Below are 19,484 nucleotides of genomic sequence, written 5' to 3' on the forward strand. Positions count from 1 at the left end.
AGACTTTGACCGCGTAGGAGAGCAGATTTCTTTCCGCCCTCTCGTTTATCGGCGCACATTAGACCAAGCCGGGTGAAAATGTCACGCAGAATTTTGCCCGGAAATAAGCAATCTCGTGCTGCACTGCACAATAGTATGGCAGGCGTTGCTTGCGAAACGACCAGCAAGGCGAACCCGGCACTGCGGCGCCTTTGCGACGCCCCAGTGGCCGCCCAGTTGGCTGCCAGTTGGCTTGGGGGAGGCGGGTTTCCATTCCGTCATGAAATGGCTATGAAGCCGGGGCAAGCAAGCCTGCGCTGCGCCGATTCCGGTGTGGCAATCCTCTCTCTCACGGACCGGTCCATGCGTTTGTCGCGCTATTTCCTGCCTATCCTTAAAGAAAATCCGCGCGAGGCCGAAATCGTCTCGCACCGGCTGATGCTGCGCGCCGGCATGATCCGCCAGCAGGGGCAAGGCAGTTTTTCCTGGCTGCCGCTCGGCAAGAGGGTGCTGGACAAGGTCTGCCGGATCGTTCGCGAGGAGCAGGACCGGGCCGGCGCGCTTGAGATTCTGATGCCGACCATCCAGTCGGCCGAGCTGTGGCGCGAAAGCGGCCGCTATGACGACTATGGCAAGGAGATGCTGCGCATCAAGGACCGGCAGGATCGGGACATGCTCTATGGGCCGACCAACGAGGAGGTGGTCACCGAGATTTTCCGCGCCTATGTGAAGTCCTACAAGGATCTGCCGCTCAATCTCTATCACATCCAGTGGAAATTCCGCGACGAGGTGCGGCCGCGCTTCGGCGTCATGCGCAGCAGAGAGTTCCTGATGAAGGACGCCTATTCCTTCGATCTCGACTTCGAAAGCGCCAGGGCGGCCTATAACAGGATGTTCGTGTCCTATCTCAGGACGTTCACGCGCATGGGGCTGCAGGCAATCCCGATGCGTGCCGACACCGGGCCGATCGGCGGCGACCTCAGCCACGAATTCATCATCCTGGCCGACACCGGCGAGAGCCAGGTCTATTGCCATCGCGACTATCTCGCACTTGACGTGCCGGGGGCGGACACGGACTTCTCGAACGATGCCGAGATCGGCGACATCGTCAAGAAATGGACGACGCCCTATGCGGCGACCGACGAGATGCACGACGAGGCGGCGTGGGAGAAGGTCGCGACAAGCGACCGGGTCTCGGCGCGCGGCATCGAGGTCGGCCACATCTTCCATTTCGGCGACAAATATTCGAAGCCGATGGGCGCCAAGGTGACCGGGCCCGACGGCAAGGATCATTTTGCTTCCGGAGGTTCCTACGGCATCGGCCCGACGCGGCTGGTCGCGGCGATCATCGAGGCCAGCCACGACGACAACGGCATCATCTGGCCGGAGGCGGTGGCGCCTTTCGACATCGGCCTGATCAATATGAAAGCCGGCGACGCCGACTGCGACCGCATCTGCGATGAACTCTATGCGGCGTTTGTCGCCGTCGGCAAGGACGTGCTCTACGACGACACCGATCAGCGGCCGGGCGGCAAGTTCGCCACAGCCGACCTGATCGGACTGCCGTGGCAGGTGATCGTCGGGCCGCGCGGCGTCGCCGCCGGCGAGGTCGAGATCAAGAACCGCAGGAACGGCGAGCGTGAAACGCTGCCGGTCGCGGACGTGAAGAAACGCTTCGGTCTTGCCGCATGAGTGGAGCGGCAGCAGCTAAACCCATGGCCGCCGGAGCTTTTTCCGTGTTTGAACGCATGGTCGCGTGGCGCTATCTGCGCTCGCGCCGCAAGGAGACGGTGATCTCCGTCATTGCCTCGATCTCGTTCCTCGGCATCATGCTGGGCGTCGCCACGCTGATCGTGGTGATGGCTGTCATGAACGGCTTTCGCGCCGAGCTCCTGACGCGCATCCTCGGCGTCAACGGCCATCTGATCGTTCAGCCGCTCGACATGCCGCTGGAGGACTATGCGCAGGTCGCCGGCCGCATCAACGGCGTGCCCGGCGTCCAATACGCCATTCCGCTGATCGACGGGCAGGTGCTGGCGCAAGGCAATGTCGGCGGCGGGTCGGGGGCGCTGGTGCGCGGCATACGCGGCGAGGACCTGGGCAAGATTTCAATCGTCGCCAACAATATCAAGCAGGGCTCAATCGCCGGCTTCGACACAGGCGAGGGCGTCGCCATCGGCAGCCGCATGGCCGACAATCTCGGTCTTGTGCTCGGCGACACCATCACGCTGATCGCGCCCGACGGCGATGTGACGCCGCTCGGCACGACACCGCGCATGAAGGGTTACCCGGTCACGGCGATCTTCGAGGTCGGCATGTCGGAATATGACAGCTCTATCGTCTACATGCCGTTTTCGGAAGCGCAGCTCTATTTCAACATGGATGGCCAGGCCCAGGCGATCGAGATCTATGTCGACAATCCCGACAATGTCGACGCGCTGAAGCCCAAGGTCGAGGAGGCAGCGCAGCGGCCGATCACCATGGTCGACTGGCGAGAACGAAACCGGACATTCTTCGATGCGCTGCAAGTGGAGCGCAACGTCATGTTCATGATCCTGACGCTGATCGTGCTGGTCGCGGCGCTCAACATCATTTCGGGGCTGATCATGCTGGTGAAGGACAAGGGCCACGATATCGCCATCCTGCGCACCATGGGCGCCACGCGCGGCGCAATCCTGCGCATCTTCCTGATGACGGGGGCGGCGATCGGCGTGGTGGGCACCCTCGCCGGCGTCCTACTCGGCGTTGTCATCTGCCTGAACGTCGAGCGCATCCGCCAGTTCTTCTCCTGGCTGGCCGGCGAAAGGCTGTTCAATCCCGAACTCTATTTCCTGAGCCAGTTGCCTGCCCGCATGGACGCCAGCGAGACGATCTCGGTGGTGCTGATGGCGCTGGTGCTGTCGTTCCTGGCGACCCTGTTTCCGGCATGGCGCGCGGCCAGGCTCGATCCGGTCGAAGCGCTGAGGTACGAATGATGGCCGAGGCCATTATCGAGCTGAAGAGCGTCGAGCGGCATTATGTCCAGGGGCCGCGCAAGCTGACCATCCTCAACGGCGCCGATTTTTCGTTGAAGCGCGGTGAGATCGTGGCGCTGGTGGCGCCTTCGGGCACCGGCAAATCTACGCTGTTGCACACCGCCGGGCTGCTGGAGCGGCCGGACGCCGGCGATGTGATTCTGGCAGGCCGCGCCTGCGGGCGGCTTTCCGACGACGAGCGCACGGCGATCCGCCGCAACGATGTCGGCTTCGTCTATCAGTTCCATCACCTGCTGCCCGAGTTCACGGCGCTGGAAAACATCATGATGCCGCAGCTGATAAAAGGGCTGACGCGCAAGGAGGCTGCCGAGCGGTCGGCGCAACTGCTCGACTACATGCAGATCGGCAAACGCGCGCAGCACCGGCCGTCCGAACTGTCCGGCGGCGAGCAACAGCGCGTCGCCATCGCGCGCGCCGTCGCCAATGCGCCGCTGGTGCTGCTGGCCGACGAGCCGACCGGCAACCTCGACCCGGTCACCGCCTCCTATGTGTTCGAGGCACTGGGGGCGCTGGTCCGGCAGTCGGGCCTGGCGGCGCTGATCGCCACCCACAATCACGAGCTTGCCTCGCGCATGGACCGTCGCGTCACGCTCGCCGACGGCAAGGTTGTTCCGCTTTAGGTGTATCGATATTCAGCCGGCCTGCCAACGGCGGTTTTCTGCGCTTCCGGCCTTCGCCGGCCGAAGCATTCATGAGCGGTCGCAGCAGTTAAGGCTACGGCCGGCGTAGGCCGATGCTCACGTACTTACGTACGCTCCGCTCCGGTTCTCGGAGACCACCCAGTCTGGTCGCTTCGCGCCCGTCTTCGACTCCGGCGCGGCCTGACCTGAATCTCGACACACCTAACGGGCTGACCACCAGCGGCCGTGTTTTCCCGCACGCAGCCCAGCGCGGAAACAGTGAATCCGTTCTCAACCTTTCCTTAACCGTGCCGAACTGAGCGCCCGAATTTCACGACACGCTTTGATTGAGGCCGTTGACATTCGAACAAAATCAGAACAAAATGCGAACATACTGAAAACAGGAGAGCGTTATGACCGGTCTTGTTCAGGATGTCGTGTCACTGGTGTGCATGAGCACGTTTCTCATTTCCATGGCGATCTGGATCGGAGCGATGTGAGGCAGCGCGCCCGTTCTTCACGGGGTGAGGGGCTGCGTCGGAGCTCTGCGGTTCAGCGCCGCTTTGTCAGCCGGCCTTGCGGGCCGTTTCGACAAGCAGAGCTGCGGTGGGTCCGAAGACATCCTCGAAGGCGGATTTCAGCGCGACATCGAGATCGGCCATTGCCAGGGGGAGGCCGAGGTCGACGAGGCTGGTGACGCCGTGGTCCTGCACACCGCACGGCACGATGCCGCTGAAGTGGCTGAGATCCGGCTCGACATTGATGGCGATGCCGTGAAAGCTCACCCAGCGCCTCAGCCTGATGCCGATGGCGGCGATCTTGTCCTCGGCGAGCGATCCGTCGGGCAGGGCGGGGCGATCCGGCCGCACCACCCAGACACCGACACGGTTCTCGCGCCGTTCGCCGCGCACGTTGAAAGCGGCCAGCGTGCCGATGATCCATTGTTCAAGTGCCGCGACGAAGGCGCGGACATCCTCGCGCCGCCGCTTCAGGTCGAGCATCACATAAGCGACCCGCTGGCCTGGCCCATGATAGGTGTATTCGCCGCCGCGCCCAGCTGCAAACACCGGGAAACGGTCGGGCTCGATCAGGTCCTCGATGCGGGCGCTGGTGCCGGCGGTGTAGAGCGGCGGGTGCTCGACCAGCCAGACCATCTCGCCGGCGGCGCCGCCTCGGATCGCTTCGGCACGCGCCTCCATCACGGCAAGCGCATCCGGATAGGCGGTGAGGCCGGGTTCGATCCGCCATTCGACCGGCGCCGAACCGGGCAGGGGCAGGAACGACGTGGCGATCTGGCTGCGTTCTGTCATGGTGTGTCTCGTGTCGCCTCACATATGGCGGCAATCGGCTGAAACGTCCAGTTGCGAGCGCGTTTCAGCTCTTTGGAGGGTTATGCCGAAGCCCGGGCATTTATTGCGCGACGCGCCCTTGTTTCGCTGGAAACGATTTGCTACACGCCGCGAGCCGGTTCGTTCCGGCTCCTACCACGTGCGGTCGTGGCGGAATTGGTAGACGCGCAGCGTTGAGGTCGCTGTGGGGCAACCCGTGGAAGTTCGAGTCTTCTCGACCGCACCAGCTTTATCCAATAAGCTGTTATTTTTATTGTGCGTTTTTTGTTTCCCTGCAGTCCTTCCAAGACTGTTTGTGCAAACTGAACACTGCGCGAACCCGTTGCTGTTTGGATGCGGAATGCCGCGCCCTGACCGCGTGGTTTGCCCCGCCATCATATGCCAGCTGCTTCAAAGACCGAACCGTGCCGCGAAACGGACACGTGGGAATGCTCGGCGAAATGCGCTTTCCACGCAAGCGGCTATATATTGATGTGATTGCGCGGCAAAATAGCCCGCTAGTGCGTTATCTCAAGGCTTGTTTGCGGACGCGACTTTCCAGCCGCATGAGCAAATAGTCGACCTCTTGTCTGGCCGCCGCCGACAATGCACTGCCCGGCTTGCGCTGGGCGTCCGACGCGATGGCGCCGCGCTTCATCATCACGTATTTTCGTATCGCAAGCCCCACGCCGGGTTGCTGCTCATAGCGCAGATAGGGCAGGTGGGCGTCGAAAAGATCGTGCGCCTTGTCGCGCTCGCCGGCGGCGGACAGTTTCACCATGTCGACCAGCATATCGGGGAAGGCATAGCCGGTCATCGCGCCGTCGGCACCGCGCTCCATCTCGAAGTCGAGAAAGAGGCCGCCATTACCGGTAAGGATCGACAGCGGCCGCAGCGAGCCGTCCTTCTGGAAGCCGCGTAGCGCGCTGATCTTCTCCAGGCCCGGCCAGTCCTCGTGCTTGAGCATGAAGCAGGCCGGGTTGTCGGTGACGATGCGGCGGATGACGGCCGGCGTCATGATCACCGAGAGGGTCAGCGGATAATCCTGCAGGACGAAAGGAACATCCTCGCCGACCGCTTCGGATGCGTTGCGGAAATAGGTGACGATCTGGTCGTCGGTGCGCAGCGCCGGCGGCGGCGCGATCATCACGCCCTGTGCGCCAAGCTCCATCGAGGCGCGCGCGAGGCTGCGCATGGCGGCGAAGCCGGGGGCGGAGACGCCAACGATGACCGGCAGCCTGGTGCGCGCCACGATACGTTTGACGATCTCGAGCGATTCGCCGGCATCGAGCTTCGGGGCCTCACCCATGATGCCGAGGATTGTCATCCCATCGACGCCGCAGCGCTCGTAGAAATCGACCATCGAATCAAGCGATTCCCAGTCGATCTTGCCATCCGCCTCGAACGGCGTCGGGGCAATGGTGTAGACGGTTTTGGTGTCAGGGCCGATGGCCATGAGCTCCTCCTAAATCCAGCTTTCAATCATAGCGCAGGACCGACAGTCCGATCCAACCCGGCTGTCGGTCCGGACGGGCGGGGTCCGTTCGTCGTTCCATCGTATGCGGACAACTGGTTGGCCGATCTGGACAATGGCTGCACGGGATTGCGCCGCGGGTTGAAACCCGCGGAAAAGAGAAGGTGTTGCGCCGTCGGACAATGCAATCATGCTCTGCGAGCCGTCAACCTTCTTACGCCGCGAGTTCAGCAGTTGCAGGCGGCGATCCGTGCCGCGATTGCCCTCAAGAACTGTCGATCCTGGGGAATGACTTTGCCAAAGTCAAAATCCAGCCTTAACCTTCTGCAATGCATTCCAGGTCGAGCATCCGGTTTTACCTGGGAAAGCCGCACGCAACGGAGCCCTATTTATGAGTGACAGCCAGGTAAGGATTGCGGCCGGGAACACCATTCGAAGCCTGCATGCCGATCTGCCGGTCAACGCCACCTTCCATATCTGGCTCAAGGCGACCAGGCCGGACGTTCCAGGCTCGCTGTCGTTTTCCAACGTTCGCGGCAAGTTCGGCGAGGTGAGCGTCGCGAACGCCGAAGAGCATGAATTCAGAATTTTTCACGTCTTCGGCGGCGGCAGTGTCGAACTGGATTACGATGCGGATCAGACCTCGGTTTCGGTTGCCTACTGGTTCGCATTGGCCGACGTGCTGGAGACAGGCATTACAGTTCTCCACACCAATCCGGGAAATGCCCCACCGAACATCCCCGACAGCTATCATTTTCGTCCGCCGTTCGGCTGGATGAACGATCCGAACGGATTTGGCCGGTTTGGAGGCCGCCCACATCTGTTCTATCAGCATTATTCGCATGGGCTTCGCTGGAACACGATGCATTGGGGGCACGCCGTCTCTTCGGATTATTTGCGGTGGCGTCACATGCCAATCTTCCTGTTTCCGTCGGAAGATCTCACCGCCAGGCCCGACAAACGGGGCGGCGCCTATTCCGGCTCGGCCATCCCGCTTGCCGATGGCCCGGGCATTCGCGTCTTTTTCACCGAGCAGGTACAGGACCGTATCCCGGAACAGCAGATCCAACTCACGGCCACGTCCAGCGACCTCATCATGGCGGGAGATGCGCACGTCATCCTGCCATACCGCCCGCTTGACCAGGGATTGACAGCGGATTTTCGTGACCCATACGTCTTTAGGGGACCGGATGGCCTTTGGAAAATGCTGCTGGGCAGCCAGAGCGATGAAGGCGGCGTTGTCCTGCTCTACGAAACCCGTGACCATACGGCCGCCACCGGCTGGACGTATGTCGGCAAGCTTCTGGTCGAGAAACACTATCGGACGACGGCGATCGAATGTCCCTGTCTGCTGCCGCTCGACGGGCCTGCGACCGACCCAGCGACGCGCTGGGTTCTGATTCTCGGGCTGATGAACAGTGAAGACCAGTCGACCCGGCGCAAGAACCTGACAATGGCCATTGTCGGCTGGTTCGATGGTCGGACCTTTGCCAAGGAATTCGAACAGGAACTGGACTTCGGGACGGATAATTACGCCTTCCAGGCCTTCGCCGACGGCGATGCCATTGTTGGCATAGGCTGGCTTGCCAACTGGGCCGACACCGGGCCGGCGATCGATTTTCCCACGGCCATGACGTTGCCTCGCAATATCCATCTGTCTGCAGGCGAGTTGCACACCCCGCCCATCGGCGCTGCCGAGAGCCTGCGGAGCCATATTCTGGACCGGACACGCCTCGCAGCCGGAGAGCAGGTAAGCTTTATCAACGGCGCCGTCGAAATCCTGTTCGAGCTCGAAAAGCCGGGTGCCCATTTCCACTTGAAGCTGCAACATCCAACCGTCCGGCTCGAGGTTGTCGTCGACGACGAGGGACTTGCCATTCGTCATGGAGACGACGCAGCGGCATCCCCTCACTATATTGCCAAGGGAGCCCGTCCAAAACGGCTGCGGATATTCCTCGACTACGGATCGATAGAGGTTTTTGCTGATCGCGGTCGTTGGGCTGGCACGAAACGGATCAGCGGGTTTGAGCCGGTGCAATCGGCACGTCTCATCGCCGAAACGGGCGCCATTCTACACGCGACGGTGTGGGCGCTCAAACCGTGACAACGAGATAAATATTTCCAGTTCAGGATCGGGCGTCCGCAAACACCGACCAATGAACGAGGCCTTCGACGACGCCAAGGGCGAACTGTTGCTTGGCGCTGTAGATCAGCGGGTTGTCCCGCGCCATGTCACGCAGTTCGGGAAGCGCGTTGGCGACGACAATTCCACGCGCCGCCGGCAGCTCGAACATGCTGCGGTCGTTGTTGGTATCGCCGGCGACGACCACCTCATCGAGGCCGATGCCGAGTTCATTGCAGAGCCAGGCCAGCGCCTGGCCCTTGTCTGCTGAGCGCGGCAGGATGTCGAGATCGCGTCCGCTCGAATAGACCATCGTCACCGACAGGCCGGCCTCGGCCAGAGCACGCTCGATGCTGGCAAGGGCTTCCGGACTGGCGTCGAGCAGGTACCAACTCGATTTGAAGGCGTGCTGATAGCCGTCGGGTTGGCGGACGGTGTCTTTGAGCGACCCGAGCACCGCATCGATCTTTTCAAGCGACCAGCCTTCCGAAAACCTCTGGGCAAAGTGGCTCAATTCAGGAAAATGTGCGAGGCGCGGGGTGTGCCGCGGACCGGCGAGCATCGTGCCGACACCGCCGATCACATAGTCCGGCGCCGGCAGGCCGACTTCGTCGACGAAGTTCAAAATATCATCGGCCAGGCGACCGCTGTTGTAGACGAGAACCGGCCGGTGCTCGGGATCGAGCGCTTGCCATTTTGATCGAAAGCGTGACGTCGCCGGCGCATCGCCCGCCAGGGTCCCGTCGAGATCACTCGACAAAAGCGCGATCGGTTTCAATCGCCGTCGTTCCACGGCTCGTCCCAGTCATGATCGTCGACCGCCTTCAGCACCGGACGGCCTTCGACAAGGCTGACCAGCTGCTGCGCGATGCCGGTCCAGGTGAACAGGCTGCGCGCCTTGTGCGCGCCCATGCGGCCCAGGCGGCCGTAAAGGCGCTGGTGCTTCATCGGCTTGACGATGGTGATGCCGAGATCTTCCTTGTCGAACGGATCGCCAAAAAGCGCATGCCGGCCATAGCTGATCCCGCGATAGAGGCCGCCATGGATCGTGACCACTGTCGGCGTTCCGCAGGCCATTGCCTCGATCGCGGTCATGCCGAACGGCTCGTAGCGGCTCGACAGGACGAACATGTCCGCCGCCCGATAGGTGTCGGCCAGGTCCTCGTCGGCGACATAGCCGGAGAAGACGACACGATCCTGCAAGCCTAGCTGCTCGACCTGTTGCTTGAGCTGGTTGAGGATCTTCTGTTCCTGCTCGTCCATGTTCTCGCCGCCGACAGCGAGCCTCAGGACCGCATCCGGCACACGCGGCGCCACCACGGAAAACGCATCGATCAGCAGGTCGTAGCCCTTATTGGTGGCGAGCCGGCCGAGCGCCAGGACCGTTCGCCCTTCGAAGCCGAGCCGATGGCGGATCAACCGGCGAGACGCCTCGCTGACGGGGAAGAACCGGTTGTCGTCGTAACCGGGCGGGATCATGTGCACGCGGTCGCGCTCGAGGCTGTAGTCCTCGACCAGCATGTCGACCTGCGGGGGCGTCGTTGCGATCACCATGGCGCAGCTTCGATAGATGATCGTCTCGTGCTTGATGCGCTCGGTGAAATTGAACTCGGCCTCGAACGTATCGGCCTTGTCAGGGTAGTCCGTCTTCATCTGGCGCTGCTTCCAGATGCCGAGCGAATGCGGCGTATGGATGTGCGGGATATTGAGCGCTTCCGACAGTCGCTGCCCCGCTACGCCCGCATCCCAGTAGTGACTGTTGATGAAGTCGTAGGAGAGGTTTTCCCGGCGAATCAGCCGCAGTGCGTTTTCACACCACTCGAGAAGGTGGCGGTGGAGATATTCCTTCGGAATAAAAACGGGTCCGCCACAGGCGACACGCAGGACGCGAACCCCGTCCGCCACTTCATCGACAGGAGGCTGGTCTTCAAATCGTCGCGTCCAGATATCGACGGCATAACCCAACTGGGCCAGCTTTTTGGCAAGTTCCAGGACATAGACCACCTGTCCGCCGGTATCGGCCGCGCCCAGTGGCGGGTTGGCTGCTACGTAGCCGTGGGTTGAAATGAGAGCAATTCGAGGTATCGCCGCATCCGAGTCCGGCATCTGTATCCTTCTCTACGATTGATCTGCGCACGCCGCAGCATGCACAAGTTGGGTTATATAAGGTTTCCAGCCGCCATCCGCAAATGTCGAAAGCGCCAGGCGGCCGCCAGGCTGGTGGCACGTCGGTGAGAATATTGACTCCGCCCGCAATGGTAGGCCCCAGAGACGCCGATAGGGAACATACCGAGGAGCCTCGGCGCGACGCTTATGGGAGAGCCGAAGACGTTGTGCGATTGGTGGATGATTGCGCCGGCTGACATCGACTTCGAAATCTGACAGACGCTGTAGCAATTTGACGCTGCTCATGATCCTTTCTGGAAATCGATTCCGATTTTCATGGTCATGCGCTAGACCTGACACGCAGCTTTTCCGGAATTCTGAATGGCGGGAGGCGCTTGTGGAAGGCCAGGACGAACAGACGACCGGCGCCAGGACCGCTGAGGACAGCGCCGACATCTATGGCGAGGATGGCGCCATTCTGTCGTCGTTCCTTGCCCAGATCGGCGCCGCGATCGCCGATCGCGACACGCTGACGCTAAAGCGTGAAGTCGACGACCTGCACCAATCGGAACTCGGCGACCTGATCGAGGCGCTTCATCCAGAACAGCGCCGCGCGCTGGTCGAATTGTTGGGCGCCGACTTCGATTTTTCCGCGCTGACCGAGGTCGACGAGGCTATCCGCCGCGACATCGTCGACAGCCTGCCCAACGCCCAGATTGCCCAGGGGGTGCAGGACCTCGATTCCGACGACGCGGTCTACATTCTCGAGGATCTCGAAAAGGAAGACCAGGACGAGATCCTGTCGCAACTGCCGTTCACCGAGCGGATCAGGCTGCGCCGCTCGCTCGACTATCCCGAAGAGACCGCCGGCCGCCGCATGCAGACCGAGTTCGTCGCGGTGCCGCCATTCTGGACGATCGGCCAGACCATCGACTACATGCGCGAGGACAATAACCTTCCCGACCGCTTCAGCCAGATTTTCGTCATCGATCCTAGCTTCAAGCTGCTCGGCGCCATCGACCTCGACCAGATCCTGCGCACCAAGCGCTCGATCAAGGTCGAAGAGGTGATGCATGAGACCAGGCACGCCATTCCGGCGACGATGGACCAGGAAGAGGCGGCACGCGAGTTCGAACAATACGACCTTCTCTCCGCTGCCGTCGTCGACGAGAACGAGCGGCTGGTCGGCGTACTGACCATCGACGACGTGGTCGACGTAATCCAGCAGGAAGCCGAGGAGGATTTGCTGCGCATGGGCGGTGTCGGCGACGAGGAATTGTCGGACAGCATCCTTTCGACCTCGCGCTCGCGCGTTCCGTGGCTGCTCGTCAACCTTTTGACGGCGTTCCTGGCGGCCTCGGTGATTGGTCTGTTCGACCGCACGATCGAGCACATCGTGGCGCTGGCCGTGCTGATGCCGATCGTCGCGGGCATGGGCGGCAATGCCGGCTCGCAGACCATGACGGTCACGGTGCGGGCGCTGGCGACCAGGGACCTCGACATCTACAATGCCGGCCGCATCATCCGCCGCGAGATGGGGGTGGGCTTCATCAACGGCATCATCTTCGCCATCCTGATCGGCATCGTCGCCGCCGCCTGGTTCCGCGATCCCAATCTGGGCGGCATCATCGCCGCGGCGATGATCATCAACATGTTCGTGGCCGCACTTGCCGGCATCCTGATCCCGCTGCTGCTCGACCGGTTCAAGATCGACCCGGCCGTGGCTTCGGCGGTCTTCGTCACCACGGTCACCGACGTCGTCGGCTTCTTTGCCTTTCTCGGCCTTGCCACATGGTGGTTCGGCGTGTGAGCGACGCCCGTTCAATTGACTTTTACGTAAATGCCATGCGAGATTTTGGAACAGCCTCTGGCCGATTCTGACACGCGTGCGGATAGCGAGGCCGCATGGTTGGAACTCGCAACGCGGCCGGGCATTTGGAGTAATGATGCGGGAATATTATTCGATAACCGAACTGACCCGCGAATTCGATGTTTCGACGCGGACGCTGCGCTTCTACGAGGATGAGGGGCTGGTGCAGCCGGTGCGGCGCGGCCGTACGCGGCTGTTTCGCCCGTCGGACCGGCATCTCATCCGCCAGATCATGCGCGGCAAGAGGCTCGGCTTTTCGATCAACGAGATTCGCGAAATCATCCAGATGTACAAGGAGCCGCCCGGCGAGGTCGGTCAGCTCAACCTGATGATCAAGCGCATCGAGGAAAAGCGCGAGAATCTGCGCCAGAAGCGCCGCGACCTCGAAGAAACCCTGGCCGAACTCGACCAGGCCGAGGAATCCTGCGTCGAGCGGCTGGTGGAGCTTGGCGTCAACACCTGATCGGCCTTTTTGATAATTCTACTCTGGCGGCCAGCCAGAGCGAATTCTGAAAAGACCTTGCCGCCTCAAATCCAGCGCCGCACCGTTTTCGCGTAATCCCGGTATTTCTTGCCGAATTTCGTTGCCAGAACCTTTTCCTCGCCCTCGATCGCCATTTTCTGCGTTGCGAAGGCGGCGATGATCGCCAGCGGCAGGAACCAAACGTTCCCCGAGATAAGGGCGATGCCGATCATCAGCAGCGTGTTGGCCAGATAGATCGGATTGCGGCTGACGGCGAAGGGGCCCGTCGTCACCAGATGGTCCGGCACGGCGTTCGGGTGGAGCGTCGTCTTTGCCCGGATCATGGTGCGGATCGCCGTGAACCAGAGTGCGACGACGCCGAACAATGCCACCCAGCCGGCCGCGAACAGGATGTCGCCCAAAAGGCCGCCGATCCATGGCAGCGGATAAAGCAAGCCAAGCGCGATGCTGACGGCTATGGCCGCGACATAGATCAGCGGCGGCCACGGTATGAGCCCCGATTTCGGCTGTCCCGGTTTCTGTTGGCCCGGTTTCTGCTGGCCTGGTTTCTGCTGATGGTCGGTCATTGTGCTCCTCCCTCCATCAAAGTGCCGTCGGCTTTGGCAGTGCAGGCGCCGGCGAGATCGTCGAGATGCGCCTTCCATTCCGCAGCCTGGTCGTTGCGGTAGAGCCGATCAAGCGTGGTCTCGCCCTCGAGCGTATCGAGCATGCAGACACAATAGCTGCTGCAGAACTCCGTGTCGCGCGATTGCTCGCACGATGCCTGGCACTCTTTGAGGAAGGTGACCGGCCTGGTTTCGACGGCTGCCGGCATGACTTGCGAAAACAGCCAGAGCGAGCCGATCAGCACCGGCTGGTGGATCAGGTAGAAGGCGAGGCTGTGCCGGCCGATAAAAACCAGCGGATCAGTCCAGCGGCCGGGCGCCAGGCCCGCCAGCCGCGTCAGCACGCCGGAGGCGAAGGCAAGCTTTGCCGCTGCGATGCCGGCAAGCACAGCGCCGAACCATGGAAACAGCGGGACATAATCGTTGGAGCGCGGGTTGGTTGCCGACAGGCCGACCCACCACAGGGCCGGATGATCGAAGATCTCGGACCTGAGGTAAAGCGGCGCGGTGATGACGAAAGCTGCGACAACCAGCGTCAGCAGCGCCGGCAGCCGCAGAAACGCCAGGCCGAGCAGGCTGGCCAGCGCGATCTCGTGCAGGATGCCGAAGAAGATGAAACTGTCGGGTGTGGCAAGCCTTGTGGCGGCCGATATGGCGAGCGCCGCCCCGCCGACCATGGCGAAGCGTTTCCAGAAGCCGTTCCAGCGGATTTGCTTGCCATGGGCGAGGAACAGGCTGACGCCGACCAGGAACAGGAAGGTCGAAGCGATGCAGCGCGCGTAGAATTTCCACCAGCCAAAGGCAGTCAGGCCGGGATCGGTGTAGCCGAAGAATTCGAGATCCCAGGTGAAATGGTAACTCGCCATGGCAAGCAAAGCGATGCCGCGGGCGACGTCGATAGCGATGATGCGCCTGGATCGGTCCTGAACGGCCGGCGTAGGAATGGTCATGGTCTCGCAATTCTGATTCAGTGCTGCAAGACGACTATCATGGTTGCCCCGGACAAAAGAAGACAGGCGCCGTTCCTTCTTCCTTCTCCCCTTGTTGTGGGAGAAGGTGGATTGGCGCGCAGCGCCATGACGGTTGAAGGGGTGCTGGCCGGAGCGCTGTTGGTGCCAAGCTGGAACACCCCTCATCCGACCTCGCTTCGCGAGGCCACCTTCTCCCACAAGGGGAGAAGGAAGAGCCCACGAGAAACGATTACCTTGACGGCGCATTCGCGCTGCTAGCTGGCGGAATTTGGTTTGCCGGGCGCGGCGATTCTGCCTATAGTCGCAGCCGTCGTCGGTTCCGTTTTGGAACCAAAGAGGGAATGCGGTAAGGGCAAAATCTCCCAATGCCGTGGCTGCCCCCGCAACTGTGTGCGGTAGTCCTCTCCATATGCCACTGAAGAATTTCTTCGGGAAGAGCTTCTTCGGGAAGGTGGGGAAGGGCGCTGATCCGCGAGCCAGGAGACCTGCCGGCGACAGGAGAACTGACTTCTATGCCCTCGGGTGGAGGGCGAAAGGACAAGACATGAATACCGCTTCCGTCTCGCTCGGCGCTTCCGTCTCCTCGCAGTCGCGCTTCGTGCAGTTGGCGCTTGCTGCATTTCTCGGCGTTTTCGTCATGGGTTTTGTCGGCTTCTCGCATATCGATGCGGTCCACAATGCCGCTCACGACTATCGCCATTCGATGGGCTTTCCCTGCCACTGACGAGGGGCTGTCACCATGACACTGTTTCGCAACGTCGTGTTCATCGCGGCGATCGCAGGGCTTGTGGCCGGCGTCGTTCTCGCCTGCATGCAGGCTTACGCCACGGTGCCACTCATCCTCAAGGCAGAAGTCTACGAACAGACCGGCGGTGGTCACACGCATGACCATGGTTCAGCGCCGGCCGCAGCAGGCAGCAATGCCATGAGCAGCGCCGTGCCGGCTGAAGCAGCCACCGCGGAAGAGGAAGGCTGGGCGCCGGCCGATGGCTTCGAGCGCTTCGCCTTCAACGTCGTTGCCAACGTCGTCACCGGCATCGGCTTTGCGCTGATCCTGGTCGCCGCTTCGGAGTTCGCCGGCGGCATCGGCAATTGGCGACAGGGTATGTTCTGGGGCCTTGCCGGCTTTGCCGTGTTCACGCTGGCTCCGAACCTTGGCCTGCCGCCCGAACTGCCGGCGATGCCGGCGGCCGATCTCGCCCAGCGCCAGGTCTGGTGGACGGCGACCGTGCTGGCGACCGCGGCCGGCCTCGGGCTGCTCGCCTTTCGCAAATCGCTGCCGCTCGCGGTAATTGCCGTGGCGTTGATCGTGGCGCCGCATTTTGTCGGCGCGCCGCAGCCCGACAGTTTCGAATCGCCGATCCCGGAAGGTCTGCACCATCAGTTCGTGGTGGCGGTGACGCTGACCAATCTGGTGTTCTGGCTGGTGCTCGGCGCTGTCGTCGGCTTGGTGCGCGGCCGCTTGACCGGCACCGCAACCAGCCTGCGCGATAGCCTTGCCTGATCGCGCTGCTCCAGGCAGCAAGCTGACCCTGGTCGTCGGCGGTGCACGCTCGGGCAAGAGCGCGCATGCCGAAAGCCTGGTGACGGCCTGTCCAGCGCCGTGGACCTACATCGCCACGGCGCAAGCCTATGACGACGAGATGCGCGAACGCATCGCGCTGCACTGGGCACGGCGCGGCGAGGGCTGGACGACCGTCGACGCGCCGCTCGATCTCGTCGGCGCGATCGAGGCGCTGCCTGACGGCCGGCCCGTCCTGATCGACTGCCTGACGCTGTGGCTGTCCAACCACATGCTGGCCGAACGCGACATTGAGGCCGAATGCCGAGGGCTGGCGGATGTGCTGTCGCGGCCGCGCGGGCCGTGGTTCGTGGTTTCCAACGAGGTCGGGCAAGGCATCGTGCCCGACAATGCGCTTGCCCGCCGGTTTCGCGATGCCGCCGGCCGGCTCAACCAGCAGGTCGCCGCCGTCGCCGGCACGGTGCTGCTGATAGTGGCGGGACTGCCGCTCAAGGTGAAGTGATATGACCGATATCGATGACAGGGACGAGCAACGCCACCGCGCCAAGATGGCCAAGCGCAAGGCGGTGCAGGACGCCGAGGTCGCGGCCAAGACGGTCGAGAAGGGACTGCTGATCGTTAACACCGGGCCCGGCAAGGGCAAGACCACTGCCGCCTTCGGGCTGGCGCTGAGGATGCTCGGCTACGGCAGGCGCGTCGGCGTCGTCCAGTTCATCAAGGGCAAATGGCATACCGGCGAGAAGGACGCCTTTGCCGCTTTCGGCGACCGGGTCGTCTGGCACACGATGGGCGAGGGTTTTACCTGGGAAACGCAGGATCTGAAGCGCGACATCGCCGCCGCCGAGGCTGCCTGGGCCAAGGTGCTCGAGCTGATGGCCGATCCATCGATCAGCCTTCTGGTGCTCGACGAATTGAACATCGCGCTGCGCTACGACTATCTCGATCTCGACACGGTAGTGGCGGCGCTGAAGGGCCGCCGCGAAAACCTGCATATCGTCGTCACCGGCCGCAACGCCAAGCCGGCGCTGGTCGATGCCGCCGATCTGGTCACCGAGATGGGCGTGACCAAGCATCACTTTTCCGCCGGCGTGAAAGCGCAGCAAGGCATAGAGTTTTGAGGTTTTGCCCGCCTCTTCTTCCTTCTCCCCTTGTGGGAGAAGGTGGATTGGCGCGTAGCGCCAAGACGGTTGAGGGGTGCTGGACGGAGCGCCGTCGGTACCAAGCTGGAACACCCCTCATCCGGCCGCTTCGCGGCCACCTTCTCCCACAGGGGAGAAGGGAAGGCCGCTACCGGCGCGGGTCTGGACGTCACGCAACGATGACGATCACCGACAGCAAGCCGAACAGTCCCATCAGCAGAAAGTCGGCAACCCGATAGAGTCTTAGCGCTCGCCTGATGTCCACGCTCTCGACATCGCGGCGGCCGCCTTCACCCATGAATGCGTCGTCGACCATGACGCCGTCGTAGGAGCGCGGCCCGGCCAGCGCCAGGCCGAGCGCGCCGGCCATCGCCGCCTCCGGCCAGCCGGCATTCGGCGAGCGGTGCTTTTTCGCGTCGCGCTGCACGGTGCGCCAGGCGTTGCCGGCATCGGCGTCTTTGACGAGGAACGCGGCCAGCACGATGAGCAGCGCGGTCAGCCGCGACGCCGGCAGGTTGATCAGATCGTCGAAGCGCGCCGCCGCCCTGCCGAAGGCCTCGTGGCGCGGCGTGCGGTGGCCGATCATCGAATCGGCGGTATTGGCGGCCTTGTAGGCGACGCCGCCGGCCAGCCCGCCGACGCCGATCCAGAAGACCGGCGCGACGACGCCGTCGGAAAAATTCTCGGCCAGGCTTTCGATCGCCGCGCGGCAGACGCCGGCTCTGTCGAGCTTTTCCGGATCGCGGCCGACGATCTGCGAGACGGCAACACGACCGATGTCGAGTCCGCCATTGTCGAGTCCGTCGGCCACCGCCTCGACATGCTCGGCCAGGCTCTTCTGCGACAGCAGCGATGTCGCCAGGAGCGCGGTGAGGATCAATCCGGCTGGAATGCCCGCAAGCATGGTTTCCACCGCGAAAGCGATGGTGGCCGGCACAAGCACGATGATCACCAGCGCATGAACACCGCGCCGGCGGCGCAGGGCGTCGGAATCAGTATCGCGGTTGAGCCTGCGGTCGAGAAAGGATATCAGCCTGCCGAACCAGGTGACGGGATGGCCGATGGCGCCGAGCAGCCAGCTGGGATAGCCGACAGCGAATTCAACAAGCAGTGACAGGAAAGCGATCAGGATCGACATGAAGTCTCTTGATGGAGCGGCGGCAGTGGTGGATCACGGCGGAAGCCTTGGCCGGGCGAGGGCGCTTTTTCCGCATGCGCCGCAGCCCTTCGTCGACCTCTCGACCGGTATCAATCCGCACTCCTATCCGTTTTTCGAGCTGCCCGCCACCGCCCTGTCGAGATTGCCGGAAGCTGCGCGGGTCCGTGATCTGGCCGATGTCGCGGCAAGCGCCTACGGCGCGCCATCGGCGGCCAATGTGGTGGCAGCGCCGGGCACGCAGATCCTGTTGCCGCGCGTCGCTTCGCTGGTCAGCCCCGGCAAGGCGCTGGTGCTCGGGCCGACCTATGCCGAGCATCAGCGGGCAGCGGCAATCGCCGGCCATGCGGTGACGGAGATCGATGATTTCGATACCCTGGCAGGAGCCGACCTTGCCATCGTCGTCAACCCCAACAATCCGGACGGTCGCATCGTCGAGCGCAAGAAGCTGCTTGCGCTTGCCGAAAGTTTGCGCGCCAGAGGCGGGTTGCTGGTCGTCGACGAGGCGTTCATCGATGTCGGCCCGCTTGGCGAAAGCCTGGCCGGCGATGTCGAGCATGGCGGCATCATCGTGCTGCGGTCCTTCGGCAAGTTTTTTGGCCTTGCCGGCCTGCGGCTCGGCTTTGCATTGGCCGACACACTGACGGTCGAACGGCTGGAGGCGCAGTTCGGGCCGTGGGCGGTTGCCGGACCGGCGCTCGAATATGGCATCCGCGCGCTTGCCGACAGCGGCTGGCAGGCCGAGATGCGGCGCCGTCTGGCCAGGGATGCAGCACGGCTCGATGCGCTGTTCGGCCGCTTCGGTATCCCGGTCGCCGGCGGCACCACGCTGTTTCGCTATGTCAGGCTGAGGGACGCCGCCGGTCTGTTTTCGGGGCTTGGCGAGCGCGGCATCCTGCTCCGCCATTTCTCCGGCCGGCCGGAGGTGCTGCGCGCCGGGCTGCCGGGCGAGGGCGAGGAATGGCAGCGGCTCGAATCGGCTCTTGCCGACTGGTCGCAACAGCGCGACGATGGGGCCTAAAGCGCGTCGCAATTGAACGGACTCATGCGACGCGCTTAAGTTCTTTTTTTAT

Annotated in this window: 18 protein-coding genes, 1 tRNA gene and 1 riboswitch; of the genes, 12 read left to right on the plus strand and 7 right to left on the minus strand. The window is 62.7% G+C overall.

All coding sequences use genetic code 11. The features are described 5' to 3' along the window. Positions 1–342: 342 nt before the first annotated feature. From proS to AC0L15_RS14260, 3 genes are read left to right on the plus strand one after another with little or no spacing between them, the layout of a single operon-like run. The gene (proS, locus tag AC0L15_RS14250) at positions 343–1,671 is read left to right on the plus strand and encodes a proline--tRNA ligase (protein WP_287247323.1); all 1,329 of its coding nucleotides are present in this window, start codon (positions 343–345) and stop codon (positions 1,669–1,671) included. Beyond that, positions 1,668–2,954, plus strand: coding sequence for a lipoprotein-releasing ABC transporter permease subunit (locus AC0L15_RS14255; RefSeq protein ID WP_287247322.1), 1,287 nt, complete (start codon positions 1,668–1,670; stop codon positions 2,952–2,954). Before proS ends, AC0L15_RS14255 begins: the two co-directional genes overlap by 4 nt. Next, on the plus strand, positions 2,951–3,634 hold the full coding sequence (locus tag AC0L15_RS14260; RefSeq protein WP_174654574.1) for an ABC transporter ATP-binding protein: 684 nt from the start codon (positions 2,951–2,953) through the stop codon (positions 3,632–3,634). Before AC0L15_RS14255 ends, AC0L15_RS14260 begins: the two co-directional genes overlap by 4 nt. 566 nt (positions 3,635–4,200) lie before the next feature. On the opposite strand, the gene lipB is transcribed toward AC0L15_RS14260, so the two are convergent. Next, positions 4,201–4,944 carry a lipoyl(octanoyl) transferase LipB gene (gene lipB / locus AC0L15_RS14265; RefSeq protein WP_287247321.1) on the minus strand — a complete coding sequence of 248 codons (744 nt, stop codon included), beginning with the start codon at positions 4,942–4,944 and terminating at the stop codon, positions 4,201–4,203. A gap of 180 nt (positions 4,945–5,124) precedes the next feature. Here lipB and AC0L15_RS14270 point away from each other — a divergent pair. Beyond that, positions 5,125–5,209, plus strand: a tRNA-Leu gene (locus AC0L15_RS14270). 279 nt (positions 5,210–5,488) lie between these two features. Here AC0L15_RS14270 and AC0L15_RS14275 read toward each other — a convergent pair. Further along, the gene (locus tag AC0L15_RS14275; RefSeq protein ID WP_287247320.1) at positions 5,489–6,418 is read right to left on the minus strand and encodes a dihydrodipicolinate synthase family protein; all 930 of its coding nucleotides are present in this window, start codon (positions 6,416–6,418) and stop codon (positions 5,489–5,491) included. A 409-nt stretch (positions 6,419–6,827) separates the two neighbouring features. On the opposite strand from AC0L15_RS14275, the gene AC0L15_RS14280 reads away from it, so the two are divergent. Continuing rightward, on the plus strand, positions 6,828–8,540 hold the full coding sequence (locus AC0L15_RS14280; protein ID WP_027156069.1) for a GH32 C-terminal domain-containing protein: 1,713 nt from the start codon (positions 6,828–6,830) through the stop codon (positions 8,538–8,540). Positions 8,541–8,562: 22 nt separating this feature from the next. Here the strand turns inward: AC0L15_RS14280 and AC0L15_RS14285 are convergent, their stop codons facing one another. Continuing rightward, on the minus strand, positions 8,563–9,336 hold the full coding sequence (locus tag AC0L15_RS14285; protein WP_287247319.1) for an HAD-IIB family hydrolase: 774 nt from the start codon (positions 9,334–9,336) through the stop codon (positions 8,563–8,565). After that, positions 9,333–10,664 carry a glycosyltransferase gene (locus tag AC0L15_RS14290; RefSeq protein ID WP_287247318.1) on the minus strand — a complete coding sequence of 444 codons (1,332 nt, stop codon included), beginning with the start codon at positions 10,662–10,664 and terminating at the stop codon, positions 9,333–9,335. Before AC0L15_RS14290 ends, AC0L15_RS14285 begins: the two co-directional genes overlap by 4 nt. A 397-nt stretch (positions 10,665–11,061) precedes the next feature. On the opposite strand from AC0L15_RS14290, the gene mgtE reads away from it, so the two are divergent. Together mgtE and AC0L15_RS14300 are read left to right on the plus strand one after the other, a co-directional pair. After that, the gene (mgtE, locus tag AC0L15_RS14295; protein WP_023798879.1) at positions 11,062–12,474 is read left to right on the plus strand and encodes a magnesium transporter; all 1,413 of its coding nucleotides are present in this window, start codon (positions 11,062–11,064) and stop codon (positions 12,472–12,474) included. 136 nt (positions 12,475–12,610) lie between these two features. Further along, positions 12,611–12,997: a MerR family transcriptional regulator gene (locus tag AC0L15_RS14300; protein ID WP_287247317.1), complete on the plus strand. Its 387-nt coding sequence runs from the start codon at positions 12,611–12,613 to the stop codon at positions 12,995–12,997. A gap of 65 nt (positions 12,998–13,062) precedes the next feature. On the opposite strand, the gene AC0L15_RS14305 is transcribed toward AC0L15_RS14300, so the two are convergent. Both AC0L15_RS14305 and AC0L15_RS14310 read right to left on the minus strand, forming a co-directional pair. Then, complete coding sequence (locus tag AC0L15_RS14305; protein WP_287067932.1) at positions 13,063–13,584, minus strand: methyltransferase family protein; 522 nt, start codon at positions 13,582–13,584, stop codon at positions 13,063–13,065. Continuing rightward, on the minus strand, positions 13,581–14,573 hold the full coding sequence (locus tag AC0L15_RS14310) for a heparan-alpha-glucosaminide N-acetyltransferase (RefSeq protein WP_287247316.1): 993 nt from the start codon (positions 14,571–14,573) through the stop codon (positions 13,581–13,583). Before AC0L15_RS14310 ends, AC0L15_RS14305 begins: the two co-directional genes overlap by 4 nt. A 318-nt stretch (positions 14,574–14,891) precedes the next feature. Continuing rightward, positions 14,892–15,101, plus strand: a riboswitch (cobalamin riboswitch). Positions 15,102–15,138: 37 nt separating this feature from the next. Between AC0L15_RS14310 and AC0L15_RS14315 the strand changes: the two genes are divergently transcribed. Genes AC0L15_RS14315 through cobO form a run of 4 tightly spaced genes read left to right on the plus strand, consistent with a single transcriptional unit; the run spans position 15,139 to position 17,234 of the window. Continuing rightward, positions 15,139–15,318 (plus strand): CbtB domain-containing protein, encoded by a 180-nt coding sequence (locus AC0L15_RS14315; protein ID WP_023798882.1) that lies wholly within the window; start codon positions 15,139–15,141, stop codon positions 15,316–15,318. Positions 15,319–15,333: 15 nt separating this feature from the next. Then, a complete protein-coding gene (locus tag AC0L15_RS14320; protein ID WP_287247314.1) occupies positions 15,334–16,098 on the plus strand; it encodes a CbtA family protein in 765 nt (254 codons plus the stop codon). Positions 16,099–16,120: 22 nt separating this feature from the next. Continuing rightward, entirely contained in the window at positions 16,121–16,618 is a 498-nt protein-coding gene (cobU, locus tag AC0L15_RS14325; RefSeq protein ID WP_473496530.1) for a bifunctional adenosylcobinamide kinase/adenosylcobinamide-phosphate guanylyltransferase, read from the plus strand. 1 nt (position 16,619) lies between these two features. Then, on the plus strand, positions 16,620–17,234 hold the full coding sequence (gene cobO, locus AC0L15_RS14330) for a cob(I)yrinic acid a,c-diamide adenosyltransferase (RefSeq protein WP_236386308.1): 615 nt from the start codon (positions 16,620–16,622) through the stop codon (positions 17,232–17,234). Between the two features lie 190 nt (positions 17,235–17,424). On the opposite strand, the gene cbiB is transcribed toward cobO, so the two are convergent. Then, positions 17,425–18,393 (minus strand): adenosylcobinamide-phosphate synthase CbiB, encoded by a 969-nt coding sequence (cbiB, locus tag AC0L15_RS14335; RefSeq protein WP_287247313.1) that lies wholly within the window; start codon positions 18,391–18,393, stop codon positions 17,425–17,427. Between cbiB and cobD the strand changes: the two genes are divergently transcribed. Continuing rightward, the gene (gene cobD, locus AC0L15_RS14340) at positions 18,392–19,432 is read left to right on the plus strand and encodes a threonine-phosphate decarboxylase CobD (RefSeq protein ID WP_287247312.1); all 1,041 of its coding nucleotides are present in this window, start codon (positions 18,392–18,394) and stop codon (positions 19,430–19,432) included. The genes cbiB and cobD overlap by 2 nt on opposite strands. The last annotated feature ends 52 nt before the right edge of the window (positions 19,433–19,484 follow it).

The sequence above is a fragment of the Mesorhizobium sp. WSM4846 genome (assembly GCF_055811415.1).